The organism is Streptomyces sp. NPDC079141, assembly GCF_040686775.1.
Classification (GTDB): Bacteria; Actinomycetota; Actinomycetes; order Streptomycetales; family Streptomycetaceae; genus Streptomyces.
Map to the genome: position 1 here is coordinate 1 of NZ_JBFBLP010000005.1, position 21,089 is coordinate 21,089.

Consider the following 21,089-nt stretch of genomic DNA (forward strand, 5'->3'; position numbering starts at 1 on the left):
AAACGCCCGGTTACATTCCGAACCCGGAAGCTAAGCCTCACAGCGCCGATGGTACTGCAGGGGGGACCCTGTGGGAGAGTAGGACGCCGCCGAACAAATTTTAGGGAAAGGCCCACGCCATATGGCGTGGGCCTTTCTGCATTTCAGGACCCTTTCAGAACTCTTTCAGGACCCTTTCAGGCCGGCTCCACCAGCTTCGTGTCATACGCCAGGATCACGGCCTGGATCCGGTCCCTGGAACCCGTCTTCGCGAGTACGCGGCCGACGTGCGTCTTCACCGTCGATTCGGCGAGGTGGAGGCGGTCCGCGATCTCCGTGTTCGTCCAGCCCATGCCGATGACCGTGAGGATCTCGCGCTCGCGTTCCGTGAGGGGAGCGAGCCGGGGGTCCTCGGGTTCCGGCTGCCCGGTCGGGGTGCCCGTCGGGAGGTGGTGGGCGTAGGTGTCCAGGAGGCGTCGGGTCAGGCTGGGGGCGACCACCGCGTCGCCCGTTGCCACCGCGCGGACGCCGGCCAGCAGTTCTTCCGGCTGGGCGTCCTTGACCAGGAAGCCGGAGGCGCCGGCGCGCAGGCCGGCGTAGGCGTACTCGTCGAGGTCGAAGGTCGTGAGGATCAGGACGCGGGTGCGGGAGCCCGTGGCGACGATGCGGCGGGTGGCTTCGATGCCGTCGAGGCCGGGCATGCGGACGTCCATCAGGACCACGTCGGGGTTGTGGACGGCGGTGAGCCGGACCGCCTCGCTGCCGTTCGCGGCCTCGGCCGGGACCGTCATGTCGTCCTGGCTCTCCAGCAGCATGCGGAAGCCGAAGCGCTGGAGGGGCTGGTCGTCGGCGATGAGGACCGTGGTCACTGCGGGGTTTCCTCCGGGAGGTGAAGGTGGACTCGCCAGCCCCGTTCGGGGTGTGGGCGTGGGCCGGCCTCAAGTGTGCCGCCGTAGAGGGCTGTTCGCTCGCGCATTCCGGGGAGGCCGCGGCCCGCGGTGGTGTCGAGGTCGTCGCCGCCGCCGCTGCCGGTGTCGGTGACCGTGAGGGTGACGGCGCCGCCTTCGCCGTAGGACAGCTCTATGCGTGAAGTGGCTTTGGGGCCCGCGTGTTTGAGGGTGTTGGTGAGGGCTTCCTGGATGACTCGGTAGAGGGTCAGCTGGCGGCCCGGGGTGATGGTGGGGGTGCCCTTGGTCGTGGTCTCGACGGGGAGGCCGGCCGCGCGGACGCCCTCCAGGAGGTGGTCGAGGTCGGTGAGGCCGGGCTGGGGGGTGAGGTCAGGCTCCGCGGGCTCGTCCTCGCTCAGGACGTCGAGGAGGCGGCGTAGTTCGGTGAGGGCCTGGCGGCTGGTGGTGGAGATGGCGGTGAGGGCCTGGGCGGCTCGTTCGGGGGACTTGGCGGCGGCGTAGCGGCCGCCGTCGGCGAGGCCCGTGATGACGGAGAGGTTGTGGCCGATGATGTCGTGCATCTCGCGGGCGATACGGGCGCGTTCGGCGGCGGTGGCGAGGCGGGCCTGCTGGTCGCGTTCCACCTCCAGCTGACGGGCGCGTTCGACGAGGGAGGCCAGGTAGTCCTTGCGGGTGCGTACCGCGATGCCGAACATCGCGGAGAGAGCGAGGCTCATGGCGGCCGGGACGAGGTTCTGGTCGGGGCCCTGTTCGGCGGGGTAGCGGATCGCGGCCACCAGGTACGGGACGAGGACCGCGCCGTAGAGCCACAGCAGGGTGCGCAGGCGGACCCGGAGGGCCGCGTTGAACAGGGCGACGAGCAGGATGAGCGAGGCCTGGAGCAGGGCGCCGGTGGCCGCGTTGACGATCGCGACCGGGAGCATGGCGGCGAGGACGGCGAGCGGGTGGGTGCGGCGCCACAGCAGCGGCACGGAGAACCCGAGCGACATGCTGACGATCAGCCAGTCGGGCAGTGCTGGGTTCTCGGTGATCCTCTCCCAGCCGCCGCCCGTGGCGTCGATCAGGGCCGCGATGACGTAGAAGCCCGTGATCAGCAGGTCCCACGGGAGTGGGTGGCGGCTGTCGAAGGCCCGGACCCGTGTGATGGCGCGCTGGACGTACTGGGTGAGGGGCTCGGCCGTTCGGTCTTCCGCCATGGTGTTCATGGTGGCTCACACGTCTCGTCGCTTCAGCAGGAGTGCTGCCGTGGTGAGCATGGCCGTCGCCCACAGGGCGAGGGCGAGCAGGGCCGTGCCCGGTGAGGCGACGGCGGAGGTGGGTTCGGCGTGGGTGAGGGCGTCGAGGGCCTTGGCGGGGAAGTAGCGGACGGCGTCGTCGATCACGTCGTAGGGAAGCATCCTGAGGACCTCCGGGAGGATCAGGACCGCGCCGATGAGGACGCCGATGCTGCCCGGGACGGAGCGGACGGCGGAGCCGATGCCGAGGGCCGTCACGGCGACGAGGGCGAGGCCCGCGGCGTTGCCGACGAGGGCGCGGACGACGCCGGGGTCGCCGAGGGAGGCCGCCTGGTCGGTGTCGGTGAGGAAGGTCTGGGCGAGGGGGAAGGTGAGGAAGTTGGTGGCCAGGACGAGCGCGAAGGTGACGGCGGCGAGCGCGGCCGCCTTGGCCCACAGGACCGGCAGGCGGCGCGGCACGGCCGTCAGGGTGGAGCGGATCAGGCCCGTCGAGTACTCGCCCGCGGTGGACAGGATGCCGACGACGCCCACGATGATCGTCGTGAACTGCATGCCGAGCAGGGTGAGCAGGACGGTGTCGACGTCCTCGTCGCCTCCGCCGGACTCGTAGCTGCCGGCGATGGCCAGGCCCACGCCGATGGTGAGCAGCGGGACGAGGGCGAGGCTGATCCAGGTGGAGCGGACCGTCCACAGCTTGTGCCATTCGGCGCGCAGGACGCGGGACTGGGTGACGCCCGGGGCGGTGGCGGTCATGCCGCTGCTCCTTCCACGGTCGGGGCGAACTCGACCGAGTCGCGCGTGAGATCCATGAACGCCTCCTCCAAGGAGGCGGTGCTCGGGGTGAGTTCGAAGAGGGGGATGCCGTGGGCGGCGGCCGTGCGCCCGATGTGTTCGGCGTCCGTGCCGCGTACGTCGAGGGTGCCGGGGGCCGTGGTGGTGATCTCGACGCCCGGCGCGGAGAGCAGTCGTACGAGGGCGGCGGCTTCCGGGGTGACGACCTTGACCGTGGCGGCGCCGGACTGCCGTACGAAGTCCTCGACGGTGGTGTCGGCGAGGAGGCGGCCGCGGCCGATGATGATCAGGTGGTCGGCGGTCAGGGCCATCTCGCTCATCAGGTGCGAGGAGACGAAGACCGTACGGCCTTCCGCGGCCAGGGACTTGAGGAGGTTGCGGATCCACAGGACGCCCTCGGGGTCGAGGCCGTTGACCGGCTCGTCGAGGACGACCGTGGCGGGGTCGCCGAGCAACGCGGCCGCTATGCCCAGGCGTTGGCCCATGCCGAGGGAGAAGCCCTTGACCCGGCGGTGGGCGGCCTCGGTCAGTCCGGCGAGGTCCAGCACGTGCGCCACCCGGGACCTGGGGATGCCGTGGGTCAGGGCGAGCGCGGTCAGGTGGTGGTGGGCCGTGCGGCCCGGGTGGATCGAGCGGGCCTCCAGGAGGGCGCCGATCTCGTGCAGGGGCGCGGGGTGGTCGGCGTAGGAGCGGTCGCCGATCCTGGCGTGGCCCCTGGTCGGGGTGTCCAGGCCGAGGAGCATGCGCATCGTGGTGGACTTGCCGGCGCCGTTGGGGCCGAGGAAGCCGGTGACGGTGCCGGGGCGGACGGTGAAGGTGAGGTCGCGCACCGCCGTCCTGTCGCCGTAGCGCTTGGTGAGGTCCTGTGCCGTAATCATGCCTCGATCGTGCTCCGGGCGCGGGGCCGGGGCGTCGGACCGCGGGCAGTATTCGAGGTGAGAGGGCTGGTACCCCGGTACTACTGTGGCCGGCATGAGCTATGTGATCCGGTCCCTGCGTGCCGATGAGTGGCCAGCCGCGAAGGAGCTGCGGCTGGTGGCGCTCCAGGATCCGGTGGCGCCGCTGGCCTTCCTGGAGACCTATGAGGAGGCCTTGGGGCGGCCCGACTCCTTCTGGCAGGAGCGGACGGCCTCGGGCGCCGAGGGTGCGGACGGGGCGCAGACGGTCATCGCCGAGGCGCCGGACGGGCGTTGGGTCGGGACCGTGACCGTGCTGCTGGAGGAGCCCGGGACGACGGACTGGGCCGGGTTCCCGGTGGAGCGCAAGCAGGGGCATGTCGTCGGGGTGTTCGTGCGGCCCGAGGAGCGGGGCAGCGGGCTCACCGAGGTGCTGTTCGACGCGGCTCTGGAGTGGGCGTGGGCGCACGGCGCCGAGCGCGTGCGGCTGATCGTGCACGAGGACAACGGGCGGGCCCAGCGCTTCTACCGCCGTGTGGGGTTCGCGCCCAGCGGGGTCGTCGTGCCGCTGGCGGCGGCCTCGGAGGAGTCCGAGCTGGAGTTCGTGCTCGAACGCGGCTGATCAGGCCGGGAGTTCCGCGTCCGGCCAGCGGGTGCGGGCCTGTTCCCGGGACCGGAGCAGGGCCAGGGTCGGCAGGCCCCGGTCCGCTCCGGTGGCCAGCAGCTCCGGGAGCTGGGGAAGCGGAGCCACGGCCGCGACGTCGTCCAGGACGAGCGTCAGTGGTGGGTCGAGGCGACCGGAGGATGACCGTTCGGCCATGCGCCGGCCGCGCTCGACCACGCTTGAGGCAAGGGCGGTGAGCAGGGGCATCGCGCCAGGATTCGTACGCGGATCCTCGATGGACTCCCCCACCAGATAAAGCGTGCCCCCTTCGTGGACGAAGGAATCCAAGGCGAGTGCATCAGTTCGGTTTGGAGTGCAGGCCTCGCGGATGTTGACGGTGAGGAGGGCGGAGAGGGCGCGGGTCGTCAACTGCTGGGCCATGTCCCGGCGTTCGGGATGTGCGGTGAGCGCGGCTTCGAGTTCGCCCGCGGCGCCGGGGGCCGCCTTGGGGTTCGTACGCAGGATGCGGACGGCGTCCTGGATCTGGGTGCCCTGGGACCAGCGGTGGACATGGCGGATGGTGCGGCCGTCGATGGCGGCGGCGTGCAGGCTGCTCCGCAGGAGCGTTTCGGCTACGTCGGCCACGGCTGCGTCGAGCTTGGAGGCGGGGCGGATCGGGGCGAGGAGCGCGGCGGCCCGTGCGGTGGCGGTCTGCTTGTCCTCGCAGCCGGTGGTGGGGGACCAGTGGAGGCGGGCCGGGGTGTCGCAGAGGTGGGCGGGGTCGTAGAGGTGGACCGGGCCCAGTTTGGCTCTCGCGTCCTTCGTCTCCTGCCAGAGCCTCGGGTTCGAGGTGACGACGAGGGCGGGGCCGTCCGCGTCCCGTACTGCCTGCGCCGCGGCTGTCTGACGGGTTTCCCTCGGGGCTACGAGGATCTTCTCCCCACCGCCCGTCTGCTCGGTGTCGAACCGTGGGGGCGGCGGTGCGGCAGGCGCTTCCTGGAGGGGCTGCGCCGGCTGCGGCCTCGGTGCCGGCACCTCGTGCGGGATCTGCGCCTGCACGGGCTCCGGCACCGGCCCCGCGAGCCGCTCCTCCCGCTGCCGCGCCCTGACCGCCCGCCACCGGGCGAACGTCCCCATCACGAACACGGTCAGCACGATCAGCACCATCAGCTGGCCGATGAACAGGCCCCAGAACAGCCCGTACCCCGACAGCTCCGCCTCGGGCGTCTCGGGCCAGGCGCCGGGGAGGTCGTGCGGGGCGCCGAAGAGGTAGCGCAGGGCGAGCGGCGTGCGGGCGAAGGTGACGCCGCTCGGCCAGGCGCCGTGCGCGAACACGCCGGCCAGGCCCGTCGCCGTCCACACCAGCAGGGTCATGCCGAGGAGGAAGGCGAGTATGCCGATCAGCAGCCCGTCGGGGATGCCGCCCGGGGTCTCCCGCCGCCGGTCGTCTGTGCGCACGCCGTCGCCCTCCCCTTACGCCACGGTCGACTCGGAGTCGCCGAGGTGCTGTTCCATGAAGGCCGCCGCCCGTTCCTCCGCCTCCAGTTCGGCGGCGTGCAGGGCGTCGTCGGTCCGGTCGCGGTCGGCGGACGACTCCGTCATCGCGCGGTCGGTGAAGACCAGTGGGCGTTCCGTCTCCGTGATCAGGTGTTTGACCACCTGGACATTGCCGTTGACGTCCCACACCGCGATGCCCGGGGTCAGGGTCGGGATGATCTCCACGGCCCAGCGCGGCAGCCCGAGCACCCGGCCCGTGGCTCTCGCCTCGTCGGCCTTCTGGGCGTAGATCGTCCTGGTCGACGCCATCTTCAGGATCGCCGCGGCCTCCTTCGCCGCCGCTCCGTCCACGACGTCGGACAGGTGGTGGACGACGGCGACGAACGACAGACCCAGTCGGCGCCCGAACTTCAGCAGCCGCTGGAACAGCTGGGCCACGAACGGGCTGTTGATGATGTGCCAGGCCTCCTCGACCAGGAAGATGCGCTTCTTCCGGTCGGGGCGGATCCAGGTGTGCTCCAGCCACACGCCGACGATCGCCATCAGGATCGGCATGGCGATGGAGTTGCGGTCGATGTGGGACAGGTCGAAGACGATGAGCGGCGCGTCCAGGTCGATGCCGACCGTCGTCGGACCGTCGAACATGCCGCGCAGGTCACCGTCGACTAGCCGGTCCAGCACCAGCGCGACGTCCAGGCCCCACGCCCGTACGTCGTCTATGTCGACGTTCATCGCCTCGGCCGACTCCGGCTCGGGGTGCCGTAGCTGCTCGACGATGTCGGTCAGGACCGGCTGGCGTTCCACGATCGTCTCGTTGACGTAGGCGTGGGCGACCTTGAGGGCGAAGCCGGAGCGCTCGTCGAGGCCGTGGCCCATCGCGACCTCGATGATGGTGCGCAGCAGCGCGAGCTGGCCGGTCGTCGTGATCGCCGGGTCCAGGGGGTTGAGCCGGATCCCGTGGTCCAGGGCGGCCGTCGGGTCCAGCCGGATAGGAGTTATCCCCAACTCCTGCGCGATCAGGTTCCATTCACCGACGCCGTCCTCGCCCTGCGCGTCGAGGACGACGACCTGCCGGTCGCGGAAGCGCAACTGCCGCAGGACGTACGTCTTCTCCAGCGCCGACTTGCCGTTGCCGGACTCGCCGAGGACGAGCCAGTGCGGGGCGGGGAGCTGCTGGCCGTAGAGCTGGAAGGGGTCGTAGATGTAGCCCTTCCCGGAGTAGACCTCGCGGCCGATGATGACGCCGGAGTCGCCGAGGCCGGGCGCGGCCGTGGGCAGGTAGACGGCCTGGGCCTGCCCGGTCGACGTGCGCACGGGCAGCCGGGTCGTCTCGACCTTGCCGAAGAGGAACGAGGTGAAGGCGTCGGTGAGGATGGACATCGGATCCCGCATGCGGCGGCCCTACCTTCGAATGCCGGTGGCGAACGGGAGCGTGTTCACGAAGGCACGGTGGTGCTCGCGGTCGCACCACTCCAGCTTCAGGTACGACTTTCCGGCCGACGCCCGGATGGTCCGCTTGTCGCGGGCCAGGGCCTCCGGGGAGCGCGAGGAGACGGTGATGTACCCGACGAGGTTGACGCCGGCCGCGCCGCTCGCCAGATCCTCTCCTCGCTGGTCGAGGCGGTTGTGGGCGGCGATGTCGCGCGGGTCGACGGTCCGGTTCATCTTGGCGGCGCGGGACGCCTCCGCCTCGTCGTTGGTCTTCTCGGTCAGCATGCGCTCGATGGCGATCTCGGTGGGTTCGAGGTCCATCGTGACGGCGACCGTGCGGATGACGTCCGGGGTGTGGACCAGCAGCGGCGCGAGGAAGTTGACGCCGACGGGCGTCATCGGCCACTCCTTCACCCAGGCGGTGGCGTGGCACCAGGGCGCGCGGGTGGAGGACTCCCGGGTCTTGGCCTGGAGGAAGGTGGGCTCCATGGCGTCGAGCTCGGCCGGCCAGGCATTCCGTTTCGTCATCGCCTGGATGTGGTCGATCGGGTGGTCCGGGTCGTACATGGAGTGGATCAGCGAGGCCAGCCGCCCCTGCCCCAGCGGCTGCCGTACGCGGATGTCGGCCTCTTGGAGCCGCGAGCAGATGTCGGTCAGCTCACGGGCCATGACGACGGCGAGACCGGCGTCCTTGTCGACCTTCCGGCCCTGCTGCGGGCGGGCCGCCCGGGCCATGGCGTGGCCCTCGGCGGCCAGTTCGCGGTTGTAGTGCATGCACGCGACGAGATACGCCCGGTGCTGCTCACTGCTGGTCGACACCATCGACTGCAACTGGTCGTACGACTGCTGCAGCCACGGCAGCGCCTTCTCGTCCCCGCGTACGGCGACGTCCTTGGCGTGGGCGTCGGGGTCGGCGGGGAGGGTGCGGGCGAGCATCTGGAGCCGGGTGACGAAGCCGTCGCCGTTGGCCACGTGCTTGAGCAGCGTGCCGAAGCGGTCGACGAGGGCTTCCTGGTCCTCGGAGTCCCGCAGCCCGACGCCGGGCCCCTCGATCTCGATGGCGGCGGTCACCGTACGGCGGTCCGCGTGCAGGAGTACGGCGATCTCGTCGGGGCCGAACGGCGCGGCGAGCCAGGCGATGCGGCCGATGCCGGGCGGCGGGCCGACCTCGACCTCACGGCCGTCGATCCGGGTGCCCGCCTCCATGGCCGACGACCGGTAGAGAGTGCCCTGGCGCACGGTCCGCTTGAAGCTGCGGTTGATCTCGAACCACTTGTAGAACGTCCGGCGCTTGTACGGCACGTAGACCGCGGCCAGCGCCAGCATCGGGAAGCCCATCAGCAGCACGATGCGCAGGGACAGGACGGGGACGAGGAGCCCGCACATCATGCCGAGGAACGCGCCCAGGATGATCAACGCGATCTCGCCGGTCTCGCGGTTGCGGCCGACGATCGCGTTCGGCCGGGCGCGGCCGATCAGATATGTACGGCGGGGCGTGACCGGATGGGACACGTGGGACTCGGTCGTCAACGCCCTTCACCTCCCGTGCGGTTGGTACTGCTGTTGCGGGTGTTGCTGGCGTGCGGGGTGTTCACCGGGCTGCCGCCCGAGCGGGGCACGGGTGCGGCGGAGGGGACAGATCCGCCGCCTCCGTTCGTGGGTCGGGAGCTGTGCGCGGCGACTCCGCCGGCCGTCTGGTTGGCGGGGCGGGCACTGCTCGCGTTCTGGCCGCCGTTGTTGTCGGCCCGGGTGCTGTGGGTCTTGATGCCCTGGGCGACGAGGGTCGCGGGGGAGCTGATGACCGCGGCGGCCTTGCTCTCGGCGTTCTGCATGATGCGGTTGTTGCGGGAACCGGCGATCTCGTCGCCGAAGCCCGGGACGAAGCGGTAGATCATCGCCGAGGCGAAGATGGCGAGCAGGATGATCGCGAGGCCGGAGACCACGGCGGAGAAGGCGTCGGGTCCCTCGTCGGTGGAGAGCGCGCCGGCGAGCCCGAGCACGATCACGATGACCGGCTTGACGAGAATGACGGCGATCATGATGCCCGCCCAGCGGCGGACATGGCCCCACAGGTTCTTGTCGACCAGGCCCGCGTAGACGACGGTGCCGAGGAGGGCGCCTACGTAGAGCAGGGCGGCGCGGATGACCAGTTCCAGCCAGAGCACTCCGGCGGCGAGGATGCTGACCAGCGAGACGACGATCAGCATGATCGGTCCGCCGCCGATGTCCTCGCCCTTCTCCAGGGCGCCGGAGAACGTGCCGAAGAACGTGTCGGTCTGGTCGCCGGTCGTCTTGGCCAGGACCTCGGAGATGCCGTCCGTGGCGGACACGACCGTGTAGAGGATCAGCGGCGTGAACGCGGACGCGAGGACGGTCAGCCAGAGGAACCCGATCGCTTCGCTGAGCGCGGTGGTGAGCGGCACGCCGCGCACCGCTCTCTTGGCCACGGCCAGCAGCCAGAGAAGCAGCGTGAGGATCGTCGACGCCGCGAAGACGACGGCGTACTGCTGAAGGAACTTGGGGTTCGTGAAGTCGACGTTCGCGGTGTCCTCGACGGCCTCGCTGAGCTTGTCGACGGTCCAGGCAGCGGCGTCGGCGCAGCCCTTTGCGAGGGAGGAGAGGGGGTCGAGGGTGGAGGTGGGGTCCAGGGTGCTGGTGCCTCCGGAGCCGCCGGAGTTGCCGCCCTCTTCGCAGTACTTCCTGGCAGGAGGAGCGATTAGCGAGCAGTCACTGCTTTGGGTTGGTGTCGGAGAGGGGGTGGGCGCGGCAGCGGCCTGCGTAGCCAACAGCACAGCTCCCGCTTGCACGATGGCAAGGAGGCCAGTGATCTGCAGCGTGCGATGCGAACTAGCGGGCATACGTGAACCCTCCGTACTCTTCGACGGCCTTCGCCATCTCGTCGGCGGTGGACGCCCTCTCGTCGCCGGGGACAGGTGACGGGCCCTCCTTCTGGGAGTGCGTCACGATCTTCCAGCCGCCGTCGGACCACGCAAGGTGCATGGTCATGGTGAACCAACTGCTCGTGACTGGGTTCGTTGAGTTCTCGCCGGCCAGTCCGAGAAGGCCGTTGCACCAGACTTCTACGGTCGCGTTGGCGTTTGAAGCCTTAATAATCTTGGTGCCGATCGGGCTCGTACGAGATACGAAGATGTAGCCCGCAGGTGACGAGCCGTCCTCGTTCAGACCGACGGCCTGGTTGAACGCCGGGGTGTACGCCTGGTCCAGATTCGCCTCGAACTCCGGAACGCGGGAGGGCGTGATGATGCTCTGGAGGATGGCGTCACGCCTGGCCTTGCTGAACATGTCGGCCGAGCCGAGTGCCACCGCATAATTCGCCGCCGCACTCTGCGCCCCCTCCTCATCCCGCGCAAACCCCGTCGGAATCCCGCCCGTCTCCGACCGCACCGGTTGGTCGCCGCTCGCTGCCGTGCTCGCGGCCTCCGGCTTGTCCTCGGCTCCGCCCGTGGATGCGGAATCGTCTCCTCCACGGTTGGCGAACGCGATCGCCGCAATCAGCAGGACGACCACGCCGACCACGGTCACCAGACTCCGGGACGACGAACGGCCGGCCCGTCGTGCGCCTCCGTACACGTCGCCGCCGCCCTCGGGCAGCCGCGTCCGGGTCTGGCCCGTGCCGCCGTAACCGCCGGAGGGCTCGCGGTCGTCTCCGAGACTCATGTCGGGTACGCCCCCTCGCCGTCGTAGCCGTAGGAGTACGACGGTAGCCGTGCTGGTTCCCGCGCGGGCGCGGTGTGGTGACTCGACATCAGGGAAACGCAACCTCAGCCGGTGGGCACGACGGGCGGGTGGGATGGAGGGGACCGGACCTGGCGTGCCCGGAGGGGGACTGGATGTCGGTGGCTGTGGCGGCTACACGGCCATGCCGTAGACGATGGTGAAGAGCGTGCCGAGTGAGCCGATGATGAAGACGCCGGTCAGGCCCGCGATGATGAGGCCCTTGCCCTGCTCCGCGCTGAACGTGTCGCGCAGCGCGGTCGCGCCGATGCGCTGCTTGGCGGCGCCCCAGATGGCGATTCCGAGGCAGAGCAGAATGGCGACCGCCATCACGACCTCGATCATCACCTTGGCCTCGTTGCCCAGGCTGCCGAAGGGGCCCCAGTCCGGAGCGATCCCGCCGATGATGGTGTTGATGTCTCCCTTGTCGGCCGCAAAGAGCATGTAAGTCACCGCCCCTGTTGGGTAGTTCCGCTTCCTCTGCACGGGCGCAGAGGTCAGGCCTCATTGTCGCCGACAATTTCGCTGTCGTATGTCGACTTGGCGTCATTGATTGGCGGGTTTCGTACGAATGACTGTCCGGTCACTCTGTGTATCACGGCTGGTCACGCCGGGCAATGAGGTCGATGCGGAACCTGTGTGTGGTTCCGTCGTTGACCCCTCTTACGGCATGTCCCGCCGCCCTGGCCGTTTCTGACGGCCGGTCGGGTGACGGGTCGTGCCGATGTTCTCCGGGTGAAGGCTATCTGCCGCGGGGCTTGAGGCCGTGGAGCAGGGTGTGCACCAGCTCCTCGATGGAGGCCAGGGCCTCCTCGGGCGCGAGCAGGCCGGTGGCCGTGAAGGAGGCGAGTCCGTGCAGGCTCGCGCCGGTGACGAGGGTGAGGCGCACGGGGTCACCCTCGGTGATCTCGCCCCGCTGCTGGCCGTCGGCGAGCACCCGCGCCAGTGCGCCCACCGTGCGGTCGACGGCGGCCGTCATCAGCTCGGAGGCGTCGGGGTCGTGCTTGCGGGCGTACATCAGCTCCAGGAGCTCGGCGTTGTCGATGGCGAAGCCGAGGTAGGCCCGGGCGAGGGCGGTGAGCCGGGGTTCCAGGGGGAGGGACGGGTCGTCGGCCGTCCGCAGAACCTGGTCCAGGCGGTCGTAGCCGGCCAGGGCCAGGGCGTTGAGCAGGGCCTGCTTGTCCTTGAAGTGGCGGCCGGGCGCGGCATGGCTGACGCCGGCCTCGCGGGCCAGTTCGCGCAGTGAGAGCGCGCCGGCTCCCTTCTCCCGCAGGGTGCGCTCGGCACCGGCCAGCAGGGTGGAGCGCAGGTCTCCGTGGTGGTAGGGGCGGCTCTCGGGCATGGGCACCATCGTATCCCGATCTTGGCGACGTCATCATTGTTGCCATCGGCATCTTTGTTGTCGTTGACATCATTGTTGTCGGCGCCTACATTCGATTGCATGGCTGACAAGAGCAAGTGGAATGCAAGCGACCTCCCCGATCTCACCGGCCGCACGGCCGTCGTCACCGGTGCCAACAGCGGCATCGGGCTCACGGCGGCGGACGCGCTGGCGCGTGCGGGTGCCCATGTGGTCTTCGCCGTACGGGATCCGGAACGGGGGCGGGCGGCGGCGGACACGGTGAACGGCAGCACGGAGGTGCGGCGCCTGGATCTGGCGGACCTGTCCTCCGTGCGGGAGTTCGCCGCCTCCTGGGAGGGACGCCCGCTGCATCTGCTGGTCAACAACGCCGGCGTGATGATGCTCCCGAAGCAGCGCACCAAGGACGGCTTCGAGATGCAGTTCGGCACCAACCACCTGGGGCACTTCGCCCTGACGAACCTGCTGCTGCCCTACGTCACCGACCGCGTCGTCACCGTCTCCTCCGGCGCCCACCGCTGGGGCGGGGCCAGGATCCACTTCGACGACCTGAACCAGGACGCCGACTACAACCCGCAGCGCGCCTACGCCCAGTCCAAGCTGGCCAACCTGCTGTTCACGCTGGAACTCCAGCGCCGCCTTGCCGAGTCCGGCTCGACGGTCCGGGCCCTGGCCGCGCACCCCGGCTACTCGGCCACCAACCTCCAGAGTCACGCGGCGAGCCCGATGGCGCGGGCCTTCATGAAGGTCGGCAACCGTTTCCTCGCGCAGGACGACCGGGCGGGTGCGCTGCCCACGCTGTACGCCGCGACGCAGGACCTGCCCGGGGCGAGCTATGTCGGGCCCGACGGGATGGGTGAGTTCCGGGGTGCGCCCACGCTGGTGGGGCGGACGGCGGCGGCCAGTGACGCCGCGGTGGCGCGGCGGCTGTGGACGGTGTCGGAGGAACTTACGGGTGTGGTCTGCCCGTTGACCGTGGGCGCGGCCAGCGCCTGAGACCCGGCGGGCCGGAGGCCGAGGGCGGCTGCCGCGGTAACGGCGCCGTCCCGCCGGTTGCCGCCGATTCCGTCGGGGAAGCTCCTAAACTGGCGCGGGCGGACTCCCGGGCGGTGAGGGGCGGTTGACGGTGCGTAAGGCGTGGGTCGTGGCGGGCGCGGGTGTCGCGGCGGGGCTCGGCTTCGTGATGCTGCTCGTCGTCGGGGTCTACGTCGTCGCCGGGAATCTCGTCAACGGCATGAGCGGCGGGAGCAAGACGCTGGCCAAGGGGTCGGTGCCGGCCGAGTACTCGGGGTTGGTGCAGGAGTGGGGCAACCTCTGTCCCGCGATCAACCCGGCCCTGCTCGCCGCCCAGCTGTACCAGGAGAGCGGATTCAACCCCAAGGCGCAGAGCCCGGCGGCGGCGCAGGGGATAGCGCAGTTCATCCCGGGCACCTGGGCCACCCACGGCATCGACGGCGACGGGGACGGCGACCGGGACGTCTGGGACCCGAATGACGCGATTCCGTCGGCCGCGAAGTACGACTGCACGCTCGCCTCGTATGTGAAGGACGTCCCCGGCGACCCGACGAAGAACATGCTCGCGTCCTACAACGCGGGGGCGTACGCGGTCATCAAGTACGGGGGTGTGCCGCCGTACGAGGAGACCCGGAACTACGTGAAGACGATCACGACGCTGGAGGAGAGCTTCGCCGCTCCCGTCGGCCGGGTGGATCCGTCCGAGCAGGCCGCCGGGGCCATCCACTACGCGCAGAAGAAGCTCGGGACGCTCTATCTGTGGGGCGGTGACGGCACCGCCGAGGACGGCGGGCGGTTCGACTGCTCCGGGCTGACCAAGGCCGCTTACGAAAGTGTCGGGATCTCGCTGCCCCGAGTCGCCAACGACCAGTACAACGCGGGCCCGCATCCGTCCCGTGAGGAGCTGTTGCCGGGGGACCTGGTGTTCTTCTCGGACGACCTCACCAACTCCCGGGCCATCCGGCATGTCGGCATTTATGTGGGCGGCGGGTACATGATCGACGCCCCGAGAACAGGTGCTGTGATCCGGTTCGACCCGATCGACACCCCTGACTACTTCGGCGCCACCCGAGTGACCGAAGATGGCGCGAAAGCGCTCCCCACCACCGTGTAGACGCAGCGTGAACCCACCCCCTGAGCTGCGGCGATGTATCTCTCTTCGATAACGTCTGCGTGATCATTCAGTGGAGTGTGGAACGTATCAATGGGGGCCGTGCGTTCCTGTTGACGTAGCCGAGCGCGGATCTACAACCACGGGGGTGGCAGAGCGGCGCACGAACAGGTGTGCCGGGAGAGACGACGAAGGGGCCGCAGCATCATGGCTGGACTCGCCGCATCCGGGTCGAACCCCGACGTCGAGCTGCTCTACGACATCAACGGCCTGGCCAAGGACGCACCGCAGTGGTTCGACCGGGTCATGGAGTACGTCGGTGAGTACGGGCTGCTGCTCGCCATGGTGCTGCTCGTGGTGTGGTGCTGGTGGTCCGTGCGGCGCAAGGGCGGGGAGGACGCCGCCTCGTCCGTGGCCGCTCTGGTCTGGGCACCGCTGGCCGCGGGCATCGCCGTTCTGGTCAACGTGCCCATACGGGGCTTCGTGGAGCGGCCGCGGCCCTTCCTCGACCACCAGGGGCTGGACGTCCTGGTCTCCGGCAAGACCGACTACTCCTTCGTGAGCGACCACGCGACGATCACCATGGCCATGGGTGTCGGGCTGTTCGTCGCCAACCGGAAGTTCGGGCTCGCGGGGATCGCGCTCGGGCTGCTCGAAGGGTTCTGCCGGGTCTACATGGGCGTGCACTACCCGACGGACGTCATCGGCGGCTTCGCGCTCGGTACCGCCGTCACGCTGCTGCTGTCCCCGGTCGCCGCCGCACTGCTGACCCCGCTGATGAAGGCGATCCAGCGTTCGCCCCGGGCGGGGTGGCTGATCCGGTCGCGGAAGGCCTCGTCGTACGACGGTCAGGGCGCCCTCATCCCCGGTGCGCGGGAGGAGAAGGCGGGCGCCGAGGAGCGGGACCTGGCGGCCTGAACCGGCTGCCCGAACCGGCTCACAGCGCCTGTGGGAACGTGAAGAACCCCGTCGGGTCGTACTGCTTCTTCAGCTTCGTCAGGCGTGTCGCCGCGTCTCCGTAGTACGCCTTCCGCCAGTCTGTCAGGCTCGGGTCCGTGTAGTTCTGGTACGCCGCGCCCGACGCGTACGGCTTCATCGCGCCGTGGGCCGAGGTCAGCCAGGACTGGGCGGTGGAGCCGCTCGTGCCCGCCTGCCAGGCGGCGATGTACTGGGCCAGCATGCGGGAGCGGCGGTGGACGAAGGCCGTCGCGGTGGGGGAGACGCGGTTGACCGCGCCGCCGAGGGCCGTGAGGGCGATGCTGCCGGAGCCGCCACGGACGTTCTGGATCTGCTTGAGCAGGGTCTGGATGCCGGCCGTCGAGATCGAACGGTCGAAGAAGTCCGACTTCGCCGCGTACGTCTCGCGGTGCAGGGCGCCTTCGGGGGAGCGGCCGGGGGTCGGGCCCGGGAGGTGGCACTGGGCGTCGGTGGTGAAGGAGGAGCAGCCGGCGTAGAGCTCCATGGACTCCTCGTACGAGCGGCGGCGCAGGGCGACGCTGGTCGCGGAGCCGGGTCCGCCGGGGCCGTCGGCGAGACGGTCCACGGCGTTCTGGAGTTCGCCGTAGGTGCCGAGGGAGAACGCGGCGACGGAGACGGTCGGGGTGCCGCCGGCGGCGTTCGCGAGGTGGAAGGACGACCAGATCTCGTCGGGCTGGGTGGGGCCCCACTCCTGCCAGGCCTTCAGGACCGTGGCGGCCTTCGACCAGGGCCAGGACATGTACGCGGTGACGGCCTGGGGTGCGGGGTGGGTCTTGAAGCGGAGTTCCGTGACGACGCCGAAGTTGCCGTTGCCCGCGCCGCGCAGGGCCCAGAAGAGGTCCTTGTTGGTGGTGGCGTCGGCGGTGAGCTGTTTGCCGTCCGCGGTGATCAGGGTGGCCTGGGTGAGGCTGTCGCAGGTCAGGCCGTAGGCCCTGGACACGACGCCGTGGCCGCCGCCGAGGGTGAGGCCGGAGACGCCGACGGTGGGGCAGGAGCCGGCGGGGATGGTGACGCCCTTCGCGGCGAGTGCCCGGTAGACGTCGATGAGTTTGGCGCCGGCGCCGATGACGGCGGTGTTGCCGGAGGCGCGGACGCGGTTGAGCTTGGAGACGTCGATGATCAGGCGGTTGTTGCCGGAGGACCAGCCTGCGTAGGAGTGGCCGCCGTTGCGGATGGCTACGGGGAGGTGGTGGGCGTGGGCGTAGGCGAGGGCGGTGCGGATGTCTTCCTGGTGGGCCACGTAGGCGACGGCGGCGGGTTTGAGGGTGTCGAAGCGGGTGTTGTAGAGCTGGCGGGCGGCCTTCCAGGCGGTGTCGCCGGGGCGGATGAGGGGGCCGTCGAGGTCGCGGGCGAGGGCGGACCAGGTGGTGTTGGTGGGGGCGGTGGTGGCGCTGGTGGTGCGGAGTGGGGGGGTGGCGTGGCCGGATTTGGTGCCTGTGGCTGTGCCGGTGGCTGTGTCCGTGCCTGTGCAGGCCGCTGTTGTCGTCGCTGCGAGTGCGGCTGCGCCGCCGGCGATGAAGGTGCGCCGTTCCATGTCGCCTCCCGTGGGTTACGTGGAACGAGACGGGGTGGTGGGGGGCGGGGTTCCATGGTGCGGGGTCGTGGGGGTGGGCGTGGGGTTGTTTTCGCCCCCGCCGCCCCTACCCGTCCCGTCCCCGGGGGCTGCCGCCCCCGGACCCCCGCTTCGGCCTGAACGGCCTCGTCCTCAAACGCCGGACGGGCTGAAATACCGCCCCCGCGGGTGGGTGGGGGTTCGGGACGGTTACGGCCTCGTCCTCAAACGCCGGGCGGGCTGAAAGTACTGCCCCTGCGGGTGGGTGGGGGTTCGGGACGGTTACGGCCTGGTCCTCGGATGCCGGGCGGGCTGGAGGGTGGCCGCGCCGGACCTGCCCGCCTATGCCGCCACGTGTTGTTCCGCGTCTGTGCGGGCCTGGCTTCTGGCTCTTCTGGCTGGGCCTCGCCAGCCGCAGGTGCATTCGGCTGTGCAGAAGCGGCCTTGTTCGGTGGTGGTTGTGCGGTGTTCGGGAGGGGTGGTCGTGCTGTCCTGGTGCGCCACGGTGACCACGTTACCGAGGCCGCTGACGCGTCGTTAACCCGATCGACAGGGGGTCCGTGACGGAGGCAGGCGATGGCGGTGCGGCAGTACAGACGGAGGGGGGCTGCCGTCGTCGCGGCGGGGCTCGTGGGAGTCGTCTGCGGTGGGTGTGGTGAGGGGGACAGGGGTGGTGGCAGTGACAGTGGGCTTGCGGTTGTGCGGGGGGCCGCTGAGCGGCTTGAGGATGCCCGTAGTTCCAAGGCGCGTACATCCATGGAGATGGCGACCGGGGGGACCCGGGTCACCATTCGGGGCGAGGGTGTGTACGACTACCGCAAGCGGATGGGGCGGCTGAAGGTGCTGCTGCCGCAGGATCCCGCGGGGGAGACTGTCCATCGGCCCATTACCGAACTGCTTGCGCCCGGTGCCCTGTTCATGAAGAACCGGGGGGCCGGGGTGCCTGCCGACAAGTGGGTGCGGGTGGAGACCGCGGCGTTGTCGGACGGGAATCTCGTCACCGGCGGGGCCACCGATCCGTTTGCCGCGGCCGAGCTGCTGCGGGGGGCGCGGAGTGTGTCGTATGTGGGGGACGAGCAGTTGGCGGGGGTCGCGGTGCGGCACTATCGCGGTACCGCCGATCTGACGCGGGCCGCCGAGGGGGCTTCGCGGGGTGGGCGGGACTCGCTGGCCGCCGCGGCGAAAGGGTTCGCCACCGCTCAGGTGCCGTTCGACGTGTATCTCGACGAGGCGGGGCGGATCCGCAAGGTCCGGCATCGGTTCCGGTTCGTCAACGGGCAGGGGGGTGTGGAGGGCAGCGTCGCGGTTGCTTCCACCACGCTGCTCTACGACTTCGGCGTCGCCGTCGACGTACGGCTGCCCGACCACGGCGACATCTACGCCGGGAAGATCGCCGAGTAAGGACTAGCCCTTCCGTGCCATGCGCGGTGCGTAGGCCGCTCCCTACTCTAGGAAGTCGGTGACGGCAGAGAAGAGGTGATGCACGTGGCTCCGGTCGGCGGTACGGCAGTTCAGGACCACGTGGCCCTCGCCGAGATCGAGCTGTGCGGAGACCTGATCATCGCGGCCTCGGCCGCCCGCGAGGACCGGCTCAGCCTTGAGAGCATCGACGAGGTGCTGAAAGTGGCCCAGGAGCGCGGGGACGCCTCCGGCGAGTGAGCCGGGGGCGCCCCTTTCGGAACGGGCTCGGGCTCAGGTGCGCAGCAGGCGCGCGATCGCCTTCGTGGCCTCTTCGACCTTCGCGTCGATCTCGTCGCCGCCCTTGACGGCCGCGTCGGCGACGCAGTGGCGCAGATGCTCCTCCAGGAGCTGGAGCGCGAAGGACTGCAGGGCCTTGGTCGAGGCGGAGACCTGCGTGAGTATGTCGATGCAGTAGACGTCCTCGTCGACCATCCGCTGCAGGCCGCGGATCTGGCCCTCGATGCGGCGCAGTCGCTTGAGGTGCTCGTCCTTCTGGTGGTGGTAGCCGTGGGTGGCGTGTTCGTGCGCCTCAGGCACGGAGGGCGCCGTGGCGCCGGCCTCGGTCGTCGTCATTGCGTCCTCCAGACATATACCCCTACTGGGTATATCGTACCGAACTTTGCTGGGTATAGGGCCTGTGGCCGATGCCGAGGGCGACGGCTGGACTGGACCACCGGACGGCCCCCGTGCTGAACACTGTGCCTGATGGGCGACACTGGGGGACGGCCCATTAGCCGTGGCCGGATGATGCGCCTAGCATCAGCCTGACCGAAACCGAAGCACCCCGAGGACCCCACGTGCGCTTTCGTCTGACCCCCAGGGAGACGAGCTTCTACGACATGTTCGCCGCTTCCGCGGACAACATCGTCACGGGCTCGAAACTCCTGATGGAACTGCTCGGGGCGGACGCACCTGCCCGGGCCGAGATCGCAGAGCGTATGCGGGCCGCGGAACACGCAGGTGACGACGCCACGCACGCCATCTTCCACCAGCTGAACTCCTCGTTCATCACGCCGTTCGACCGCGAGGACATCTACTCCCTCGCGTCTTCCCTCGACGACATCATGGACTTCATGGAGGAGGCCGTCGACCTGGTCGTCCTCTACAACGTCGAGGAACTTCCCAAGGGCGTCGAGCAGCAGATCGAGGTGCTGGCCCGGGCCGCCGAGCTGACCGCCGAGGCCATGCCGAATCTGCGCACGATGGCCAACCTCACCGAGTACTGGATCGAGGTCAACCGGCTGGAGAACCAGGCCGACCAGATCCATCGGAAGCTGCTCGCTCATCTCTTCAACGGCAAGTACGACGCCATCGAGGTGCTGAAGCTCAAGCAGATCGTGGACGTGCTGGAGGAAGCGGCCGACGCGTTCGAGCACGTGGCGAACACGGTGGAGACCATCGCCGTCAAGGAGTCCTGAGCCCTTCATGGACACCTTTGCTCTGGTCGTGACCATCGCGGTCGCGCTCTTCTTCACGTATACGAACGGCTTCCACGACTCGGCCAACGCCATCGCCACGTCCGTGTCGACGCGGGCGCTGACGCCTCGCGCGGCGCTGGCCATGGCGGCCGTGATGAATCTCGGCGGTGCCTTTCTGGGGTCCGGTGTCGCCAAGACCGTCAGTGAGGGGCTGATCCAGACGCCCGAGGGGTCGAAGGGGATGGGAATCCTCTTCGCCGCCCTGGTCGGCGCGATCACCTGGAACCTCATCACCTGGTACTTCGGGCTGCCCTCCTCGTCCTCGCACGCGCTGTTCGGCGGCATGGTGGGTGCTGCGCTGGCCGGCGGGACCACCGTGTACTGGGACGGGGTGCTGGAGAAGGTCGTCATCCCGATGTTCGTGTCACCGGTGGTGGGCATGCTGGCCGGCTACCTGGTGATGACCGCGATCATGTGGATCTTCCGCCGGGCCAACCCGCACAAGGCCAAGCGCGGTTTCCGTATCGCGCAGACCGTGTCCGCGGCGGGCATGGCCCTCGGCCACGGTCTGCAGGACGCGCAGAAGACCATGGGCATCGTGGTGATGGCGCTGGTCATCGCCGATGTCGAGGACTACGGCGACCCGATCCCGGTGTGGGTGAAGATCGTCTGCGCCGTGATGCTGTCGCTGGGCACGTACGCGGGTGGCTGGCGGATCATGCGGACGCTGGGGCGGAAGATCATCGAGCTGGACCCGCCGCAGGGGTTCGCCGCGGAGACCACCGGCGCGTCGATCATGTTCACGACCGCGTTCCTGTTCAAGGCGCCGATCTCCACGACCCATGTGATCACCTCGGCGATCATGGGCGTGGGGGCCACCAAGCGGGTCAACGCCGTGCGGTGGGGAGTCGCCAAGAACATCATCCTCGGCTGGTTCATCACGATGCCGGCGGCTGCGGCGGTGGCTGCCTGCGCGTTCGGGGTCGTGCACCTGGCGTTCCTGTAATGCGGCCGCAGGCAGGAGAAAGGCCCCAGGGCCTTGCATCCCGGGGCCTGTGAAGGTGGGGGGTCTGTGTGAGGTTTCGCTATTCGCCGGCTCCGTGCGGGCTCTGGCAGGA

Annotated in this window: 21 protein-coding genes and 1 rRNA gene; 9 read left to right on the top strand and 13 right to left on the bottom strand. The window is 69.7% G+C overall.

The window, feature by feature from the left end:
* Positions 1–95 (top strand): 5S ribosomal RNA (rrf, locus tag AB0Q90_RS16605); the annotation flags it as partial.
* An 81-nt stretch (positions 96–176) separates the two neighbouring features.
* Here the strand turns inward: rrf and AB0Q90_RS16610 are convergent.
* Genes AB0Q90_RS16610 through AB0Q90_RS16625 form a run of 4 tightly spaced genes read right to left on the bottom strand, consistent with a single transcriptional unit; the run spans position 177 to position 3,792 of the window.
* Entirely contained in the window at positions 177–848 is a 672-nt protein-coding gene (locus AB0Q90_RS16610; protein WP_363161424.1) for a response regulator transcription factor, read from the bottom strand.
* Positions 845–2,092: a histidine kinase gene (locus tag AB0Q90_RS16615; protein WP_363161423.1), complete on the bottom strand. Its 1,248-nt coding sequence runs from the start codon at positions 2,090–2,092 to the stop codon at positions 845–847. Before AB0Q90_RS16615 ends, AB0Q90_RS16610 begins: the two co-directional genes overlap by 4 nt.
* Before the next feature lie 6 nt (positions 2,093–2,098).
* On the bottom strand, positions 2,099–2,875 hold the full coding sequence (locus tag AB0Q90_RS16620; RefSeq protein WP_363161422.1) for an ABC transporter permease: 777 nt from the start codon (positions 2,873–2,875) through the stop codon (positions 2,099–2,101).
* Positions 2,872–3,792, bottom strand: coding sequence for an ATP-binding cassette domain-containing protein (locus tag AB0Q90_RS16625; RefSeq protein WP_363161421.1), 921 nt, complete (start codon positions 3,790–3,792; stop codon positions 2,872–2,874). Before AB0Q90_RS16625 ends, AB0Q90_RS16620 begins: the two co-directional genes overlap by 4 nt.
* Before the next feature lie 94 nt (positions 3,793–3,886).
* Between AB0Q90_RS16625 and AB0Q90_RS16630 the strand changes: the two genes are divergently transcribed.
* On the top strand, positions 3,887–4,432 hold the full coding sequence (locus tag AB0Q90_RS16630) for a GNAT family N-acetyltransferase (protein WP_363161420.1): 546 nt from the start codon (positions 3,887–3,889) through the stop codon (positions 4,430–4,432).
* On the opposite strand, the gene AB0Q90_RS16635 is transcribed toward AB0Q90_RS16630, so the two are convergent.
* The 7 genes from AB0Q90_RS16635 to AB0Q90_RS16665 all read right to left on the bottom strand — a co-directional run bounded on the left by AB0Q90_RS16635 (position 4,433) and on the right by AB0Q90_RS16665 (position 12,428).
* On the bottom strand, positions 4,433–5,872 hold the full coding sequence (locus tag AB0Q90_RS16635) for a type IV secretory system conjugative DNA transfer family protein (RefSeq protein ID WP_363161419.1): 1,440 nt from the start codon (positions 5,870–5,872) through the stop codon (positions 4,433–4,435).
* A 15-nt stretch (positions 5,873–5,887) separates the two neighbouring features.
* On the bottom strand, positions 5,888–7,303 hold the full coding sequence (locus tag AB0Q90_RS16640) for an ATP-binding protein (RefSeq protein ID WP_363161418.1): 1,416 nt from the start codon (positions 7,301–7,303) through the stop codon (positions 5,888–5,890).
* Positions 7,304–7,312: 9 nt separating this feature from the next.
* Entirely contained in the window at positions 7,313–8,872 is a 1,560-nt protein-coding gene (locus tag AB0Q90_RS16645) for an SCO6880 family protein (RefSeq protein WP_363161417.1), read from the bottom strand.
* Entirely contained in the window at positions 8,869–10,200 is a 1,332-nt protein-coding gene (locus AB0Q90_RS16650) for a hypothetical protein (RefSeq protein WP_363161416.1), read from the bottom strand. The genes AB0Q90_RS16645 and AB0Q90_RS16650 overlap by 4 nt, the downstream gene beginning before the upstream one ends.
* Positions 10,190–11,020, bottom strand: coding sequence for a hypothetical protein (locus AB0Q90_RS16655; protein ID WP_363161414.1), 831 nt, complete (start codon positions 11,018–11,020; stop codon positions 10,190–10,192). Before AB0Q90_RS16655 ends, AB0Q90_RS16650 begins: the two co-directional genes overlap by 11 nt.
* 192 nt (positions 11,021–11,212) lie before the next feature.
* Positions 11,213–11,521: a hypothetical protein gene (locus AB0Q90_RS16660; protein ID WP_003991275.1), complete on the bottom strand. Its 309-nt coding sequence runs from the start codon at positions 11,519–11,521 to the stop codon at positions 11,213–11,215.
* A gap of 298 nt (positions 11,522–11,819) precedes the next feature.
* Positions 11,820–12,428 (bottom strand): TetR/AcrR family transcriptional regulator, encoded by a 609-nt coding sequence (locus AB0Q90_RS16665; RefSeq protein ID WP_363161413.1) that lies wholly within the window; start codon positions 12,426–12,428, stop codon positions 11,820–11,822.
* 90 nt (positions 12,429–12,518) lie between these two features.
* On the opposite strand from AB0Q90_RS16665, the gene AB0Q90_RS16670 reads away from it, so the two are divergent.
* From AB0Q90_RS16670 to AB0Q90_RS16680, 3 genes are all read left to right on the top strand, one after another.
* Entirely contained in the window at positions 12,519–13,433 is a 915-nt protein-coding gene (locus AB0Q90_RS16670; RefSeq protein ID WP_363161412.1) for an oxidoreductase, read from the top strand.
* A 124-nt stretch (positions 13,434–13,557) separates the two neighbouring features.
* A complete protein-coding gene (locus AB0Q90_RS16675) occupies positions 13,558–14,565 on the top strand; it encodes a bifunctional lytic transglycosylase/C40 family peptidase (protein ID WP_363161410.1) in 1,008 nt (335 codons plus the stop codon).
* A 204-nt stretch (positions 14,566–14,769) separates the two neighbouring features.
* Positions 14,770–15,480, top strand: coding sequence for a phosphatase PAP2 family protein (locus AB0Q90_RS16680; RefSeq protein ID WP_363161409.1), 711 nt, complete (start codon positions 14,770–14,772; stop codon positions 15,478–15,480).
* Between the two features lie 19 nt (positions 15,481–15,499).
* On the opposite strand, the gene AB0Q90_RS16685 is transcribed toward AB0Q90_RS16680, so the two are convergent.
* On the bottom strand, positions 15,500–17,074 hold the full coding sequence (locus AB0Q90_RS16685) for an FAD-binding oxidoreductase (protein ID WP_363161408.1): 1,575 nt from the start codon (positions 17,072–17,074) through the stop codon (positions 15,500–15,502).
* 594 nt (positions 17,075–17,668) lie between these two features.
* Here AB0Q90_RS16685 and AB0Q90_RS16690 point away from each other — a divergent pair.
* Both AB0Q90_RS16690 and AB0Q90_RS16695 read left to right on the top strand, forming a co-directional pair.
* On the top strand, positions 17,669–18,493 hold the full coding sequence (locus tag AB0Q90_RS16690) for a hypothetical protein (RefSeq protein ID WP_363161407.1): 825 nt from the start codon (positions 17,669–17,671) through the stop codon (positions 18,491–18,493).
* Between the two features lie 78 nt (positions 18,494–18,571).
* Complete coding sequence (locus tag AB0Q90_RS16695; RefSeq protein ID WP_363161406.1) at positions 18,572–18,751, top strand: hypothetical protein; 180 nt, start codon at positions 18,572–18,574, stop codon at positions 18,749–18,751.
* A gap of 33 nt (positions 18,752–18,784) precedes the next feature.
* Here AB0Q90_RS16695 and AB0Q90_RS16700 read toward each other — a convergent pair whose 3' ends face one another.
* Positions 18,785–19,126 (bottom strand): metal-sensitive transcriptional regulator, encoded by a 342-nt coding sequence (locus AB0Q90_RS16700; RefSeq protein WP_363161405.1) that lies wholly within the window; start codon positions 19,124–19,126, stop codon positions 18,785–18,787.
* Positions 19,127–19,350: 224 nt separating this feature from the next.
* Here AB0Q90_RS16700 and AB0Q90_RS16705 point away from each other — a divergent pair, with 224 nt between their 5' ends.
* Together AB0Q90_RS16705 and AB0Q90_RS16710 are read left to right on the top strand one after the other, a co-directional pair.
* A complete protein-coding gene (locus tag AB0Q90_RS16705; protein WP_363161404.1) occupies positions 19,351–19,971 on the top strand; it encodes a DUF47 family protein in 621 nt (206 codons plus the stop codon).
* A 7-nt stretch (positions 19,972–19,978) separates the two neighbouring features.
* On the top strand, positions 19,979–20,977 hold the full coding sequence (locus tag AB0Q90_RS16710) for an inorganic phosphate transporter (protein ID WP_363161403.1): 999 nt from the start codon (positions 19,979–19,981) through the stop codon (positions 20,975–20,977).
* Positions 20,978–21,089 lie beyond the last annotated feature (112 nt).

What these genes read in the sequence shown, in the direction of transcription:
- AB0Q90_RS16695 (WP_363161406.1), top strand. Translation starts at nt 18,572, where the DNA reads ATGCACGTGGCTCCGGTCGGCGGTACGGCAGTTCAGGACCACGTGGCC.
- AB0Q90_RS16620 (WP_363161422.1), bottom strand. Translation starts at nt 2,875, where the DNA reads ATGACCGCCACCGCCCCGGGCGTCACCCAGTCCCGCGTCCTGCGCGCC.
- AB0Q90_RS16710 (WP_363161403.1), top strand. Translation starts at nt 19,979, where the DNA reads ATGGACACCTTTGCTCTGGTCGTGACCATCGCGGTCGCGCTCTTCTTC.
- AB0Q90_RS16615 (WP_363161423.1), bottom strand. Translation starts at nt 2,092, where the DNA reads ATGAACACCATGGCGGAAGACCGAACGGCCGAGCCCCTCACCCAGTAC.
- AB0Q90_RS16670 (WP_363161412.1), top strand. Translation starts at nt 12,519, where the DNA reads ATGGCTGACAAGAGCAAGTGGAATGCAAGCGACCTCCCCGATCTCACC.
- AB0Q90_RS16625 (WP_363161421.1), bottom strand. Translation starts at nt 3,792, where the DNA reads ATGATTACGGCACAGGACCTCACCAAGCGCTACGGCGACAGGACGGCG.
- AB0Q90_RS16700 (WP_363161405.1), bottom strand. Translation starts at nt 19,126, where the DNA reads ATGACGACGACCGAGGCCGGCGCCACGGCGCCCTCCGTGCCTGAGGCG.
- AB0Q90_RS16660 (WP_003991275.1), bottom strand. Translation starts at nt 11,521, where the DNA reads ATGCTCTTTGCGGCCGACAAGGGAGACATCAACACCATCATCGGCGGG.
- AB0Q90_RS16690 (WP_363161407.1), top strand. Translation starts at nt 17,669, where the DNA reads ATGGCGGTGCGGCAGTACAGACGGAGGGGGGCTGCCGTCGTCGCGGCG.
- AB0Q90_RS16655 (WP_363161414.1), bottom strand. Translation starts at nt 11,020, where the DNA reads ATGAGTCTCGGAGACGACCGCGAGCCCTCCGGCGGTTACGGCGGCACG.
- AB0Q90_RS16640 (WP_363161418.1), bottom strand. Translation starts at nt 7,303, where the DNA reads ATGCGGGATCCGATGTCCATCCTCACCGACGCCTTCACCTCGTTCCTC.
- AB0Q90_RS16685 (WP_363161408.1), bottom strand. Translation starts at nt 17,074, where the DNA reads ATGGAACGGCGCACCTTCATCGCCGGCGGCGCAGCCGCACTCGCAGCG.
- AB0Q90_RS16680 (WP_363161409.1), top strand. Translation starts at nt 14,770, where the DNA reads ATGGCTGGACTCGCCGCATCCGGGTCGAACCCCGACGTCGAGCTGCTC.
- AB0Q90_RS16630 (WP_363161420.1), top strand. Translation starts at nt 3,887, where the DNA reads ATGAGCTATGTGATCCGGTCCCTGCGTGCCGATGAGTGGCCAGCCGCG.
- AB0Q90_RS16665 (WP_363161413.1), bottom strand. Translation starts at nt 12,428, where the DNA reads ATGGTGCCCATGCCCGAGAGCCGCCCCTACCACCACGGAGACCTGCGC.
- AB0Q90_RS16650 (WP_363161416.1), bottom strand. Translation starts at nt 10,200, where the DNA reads ATGCCCGCTAGTTCGCATCGCACGCTGCAGATCACTGGCCTCCTTGCC.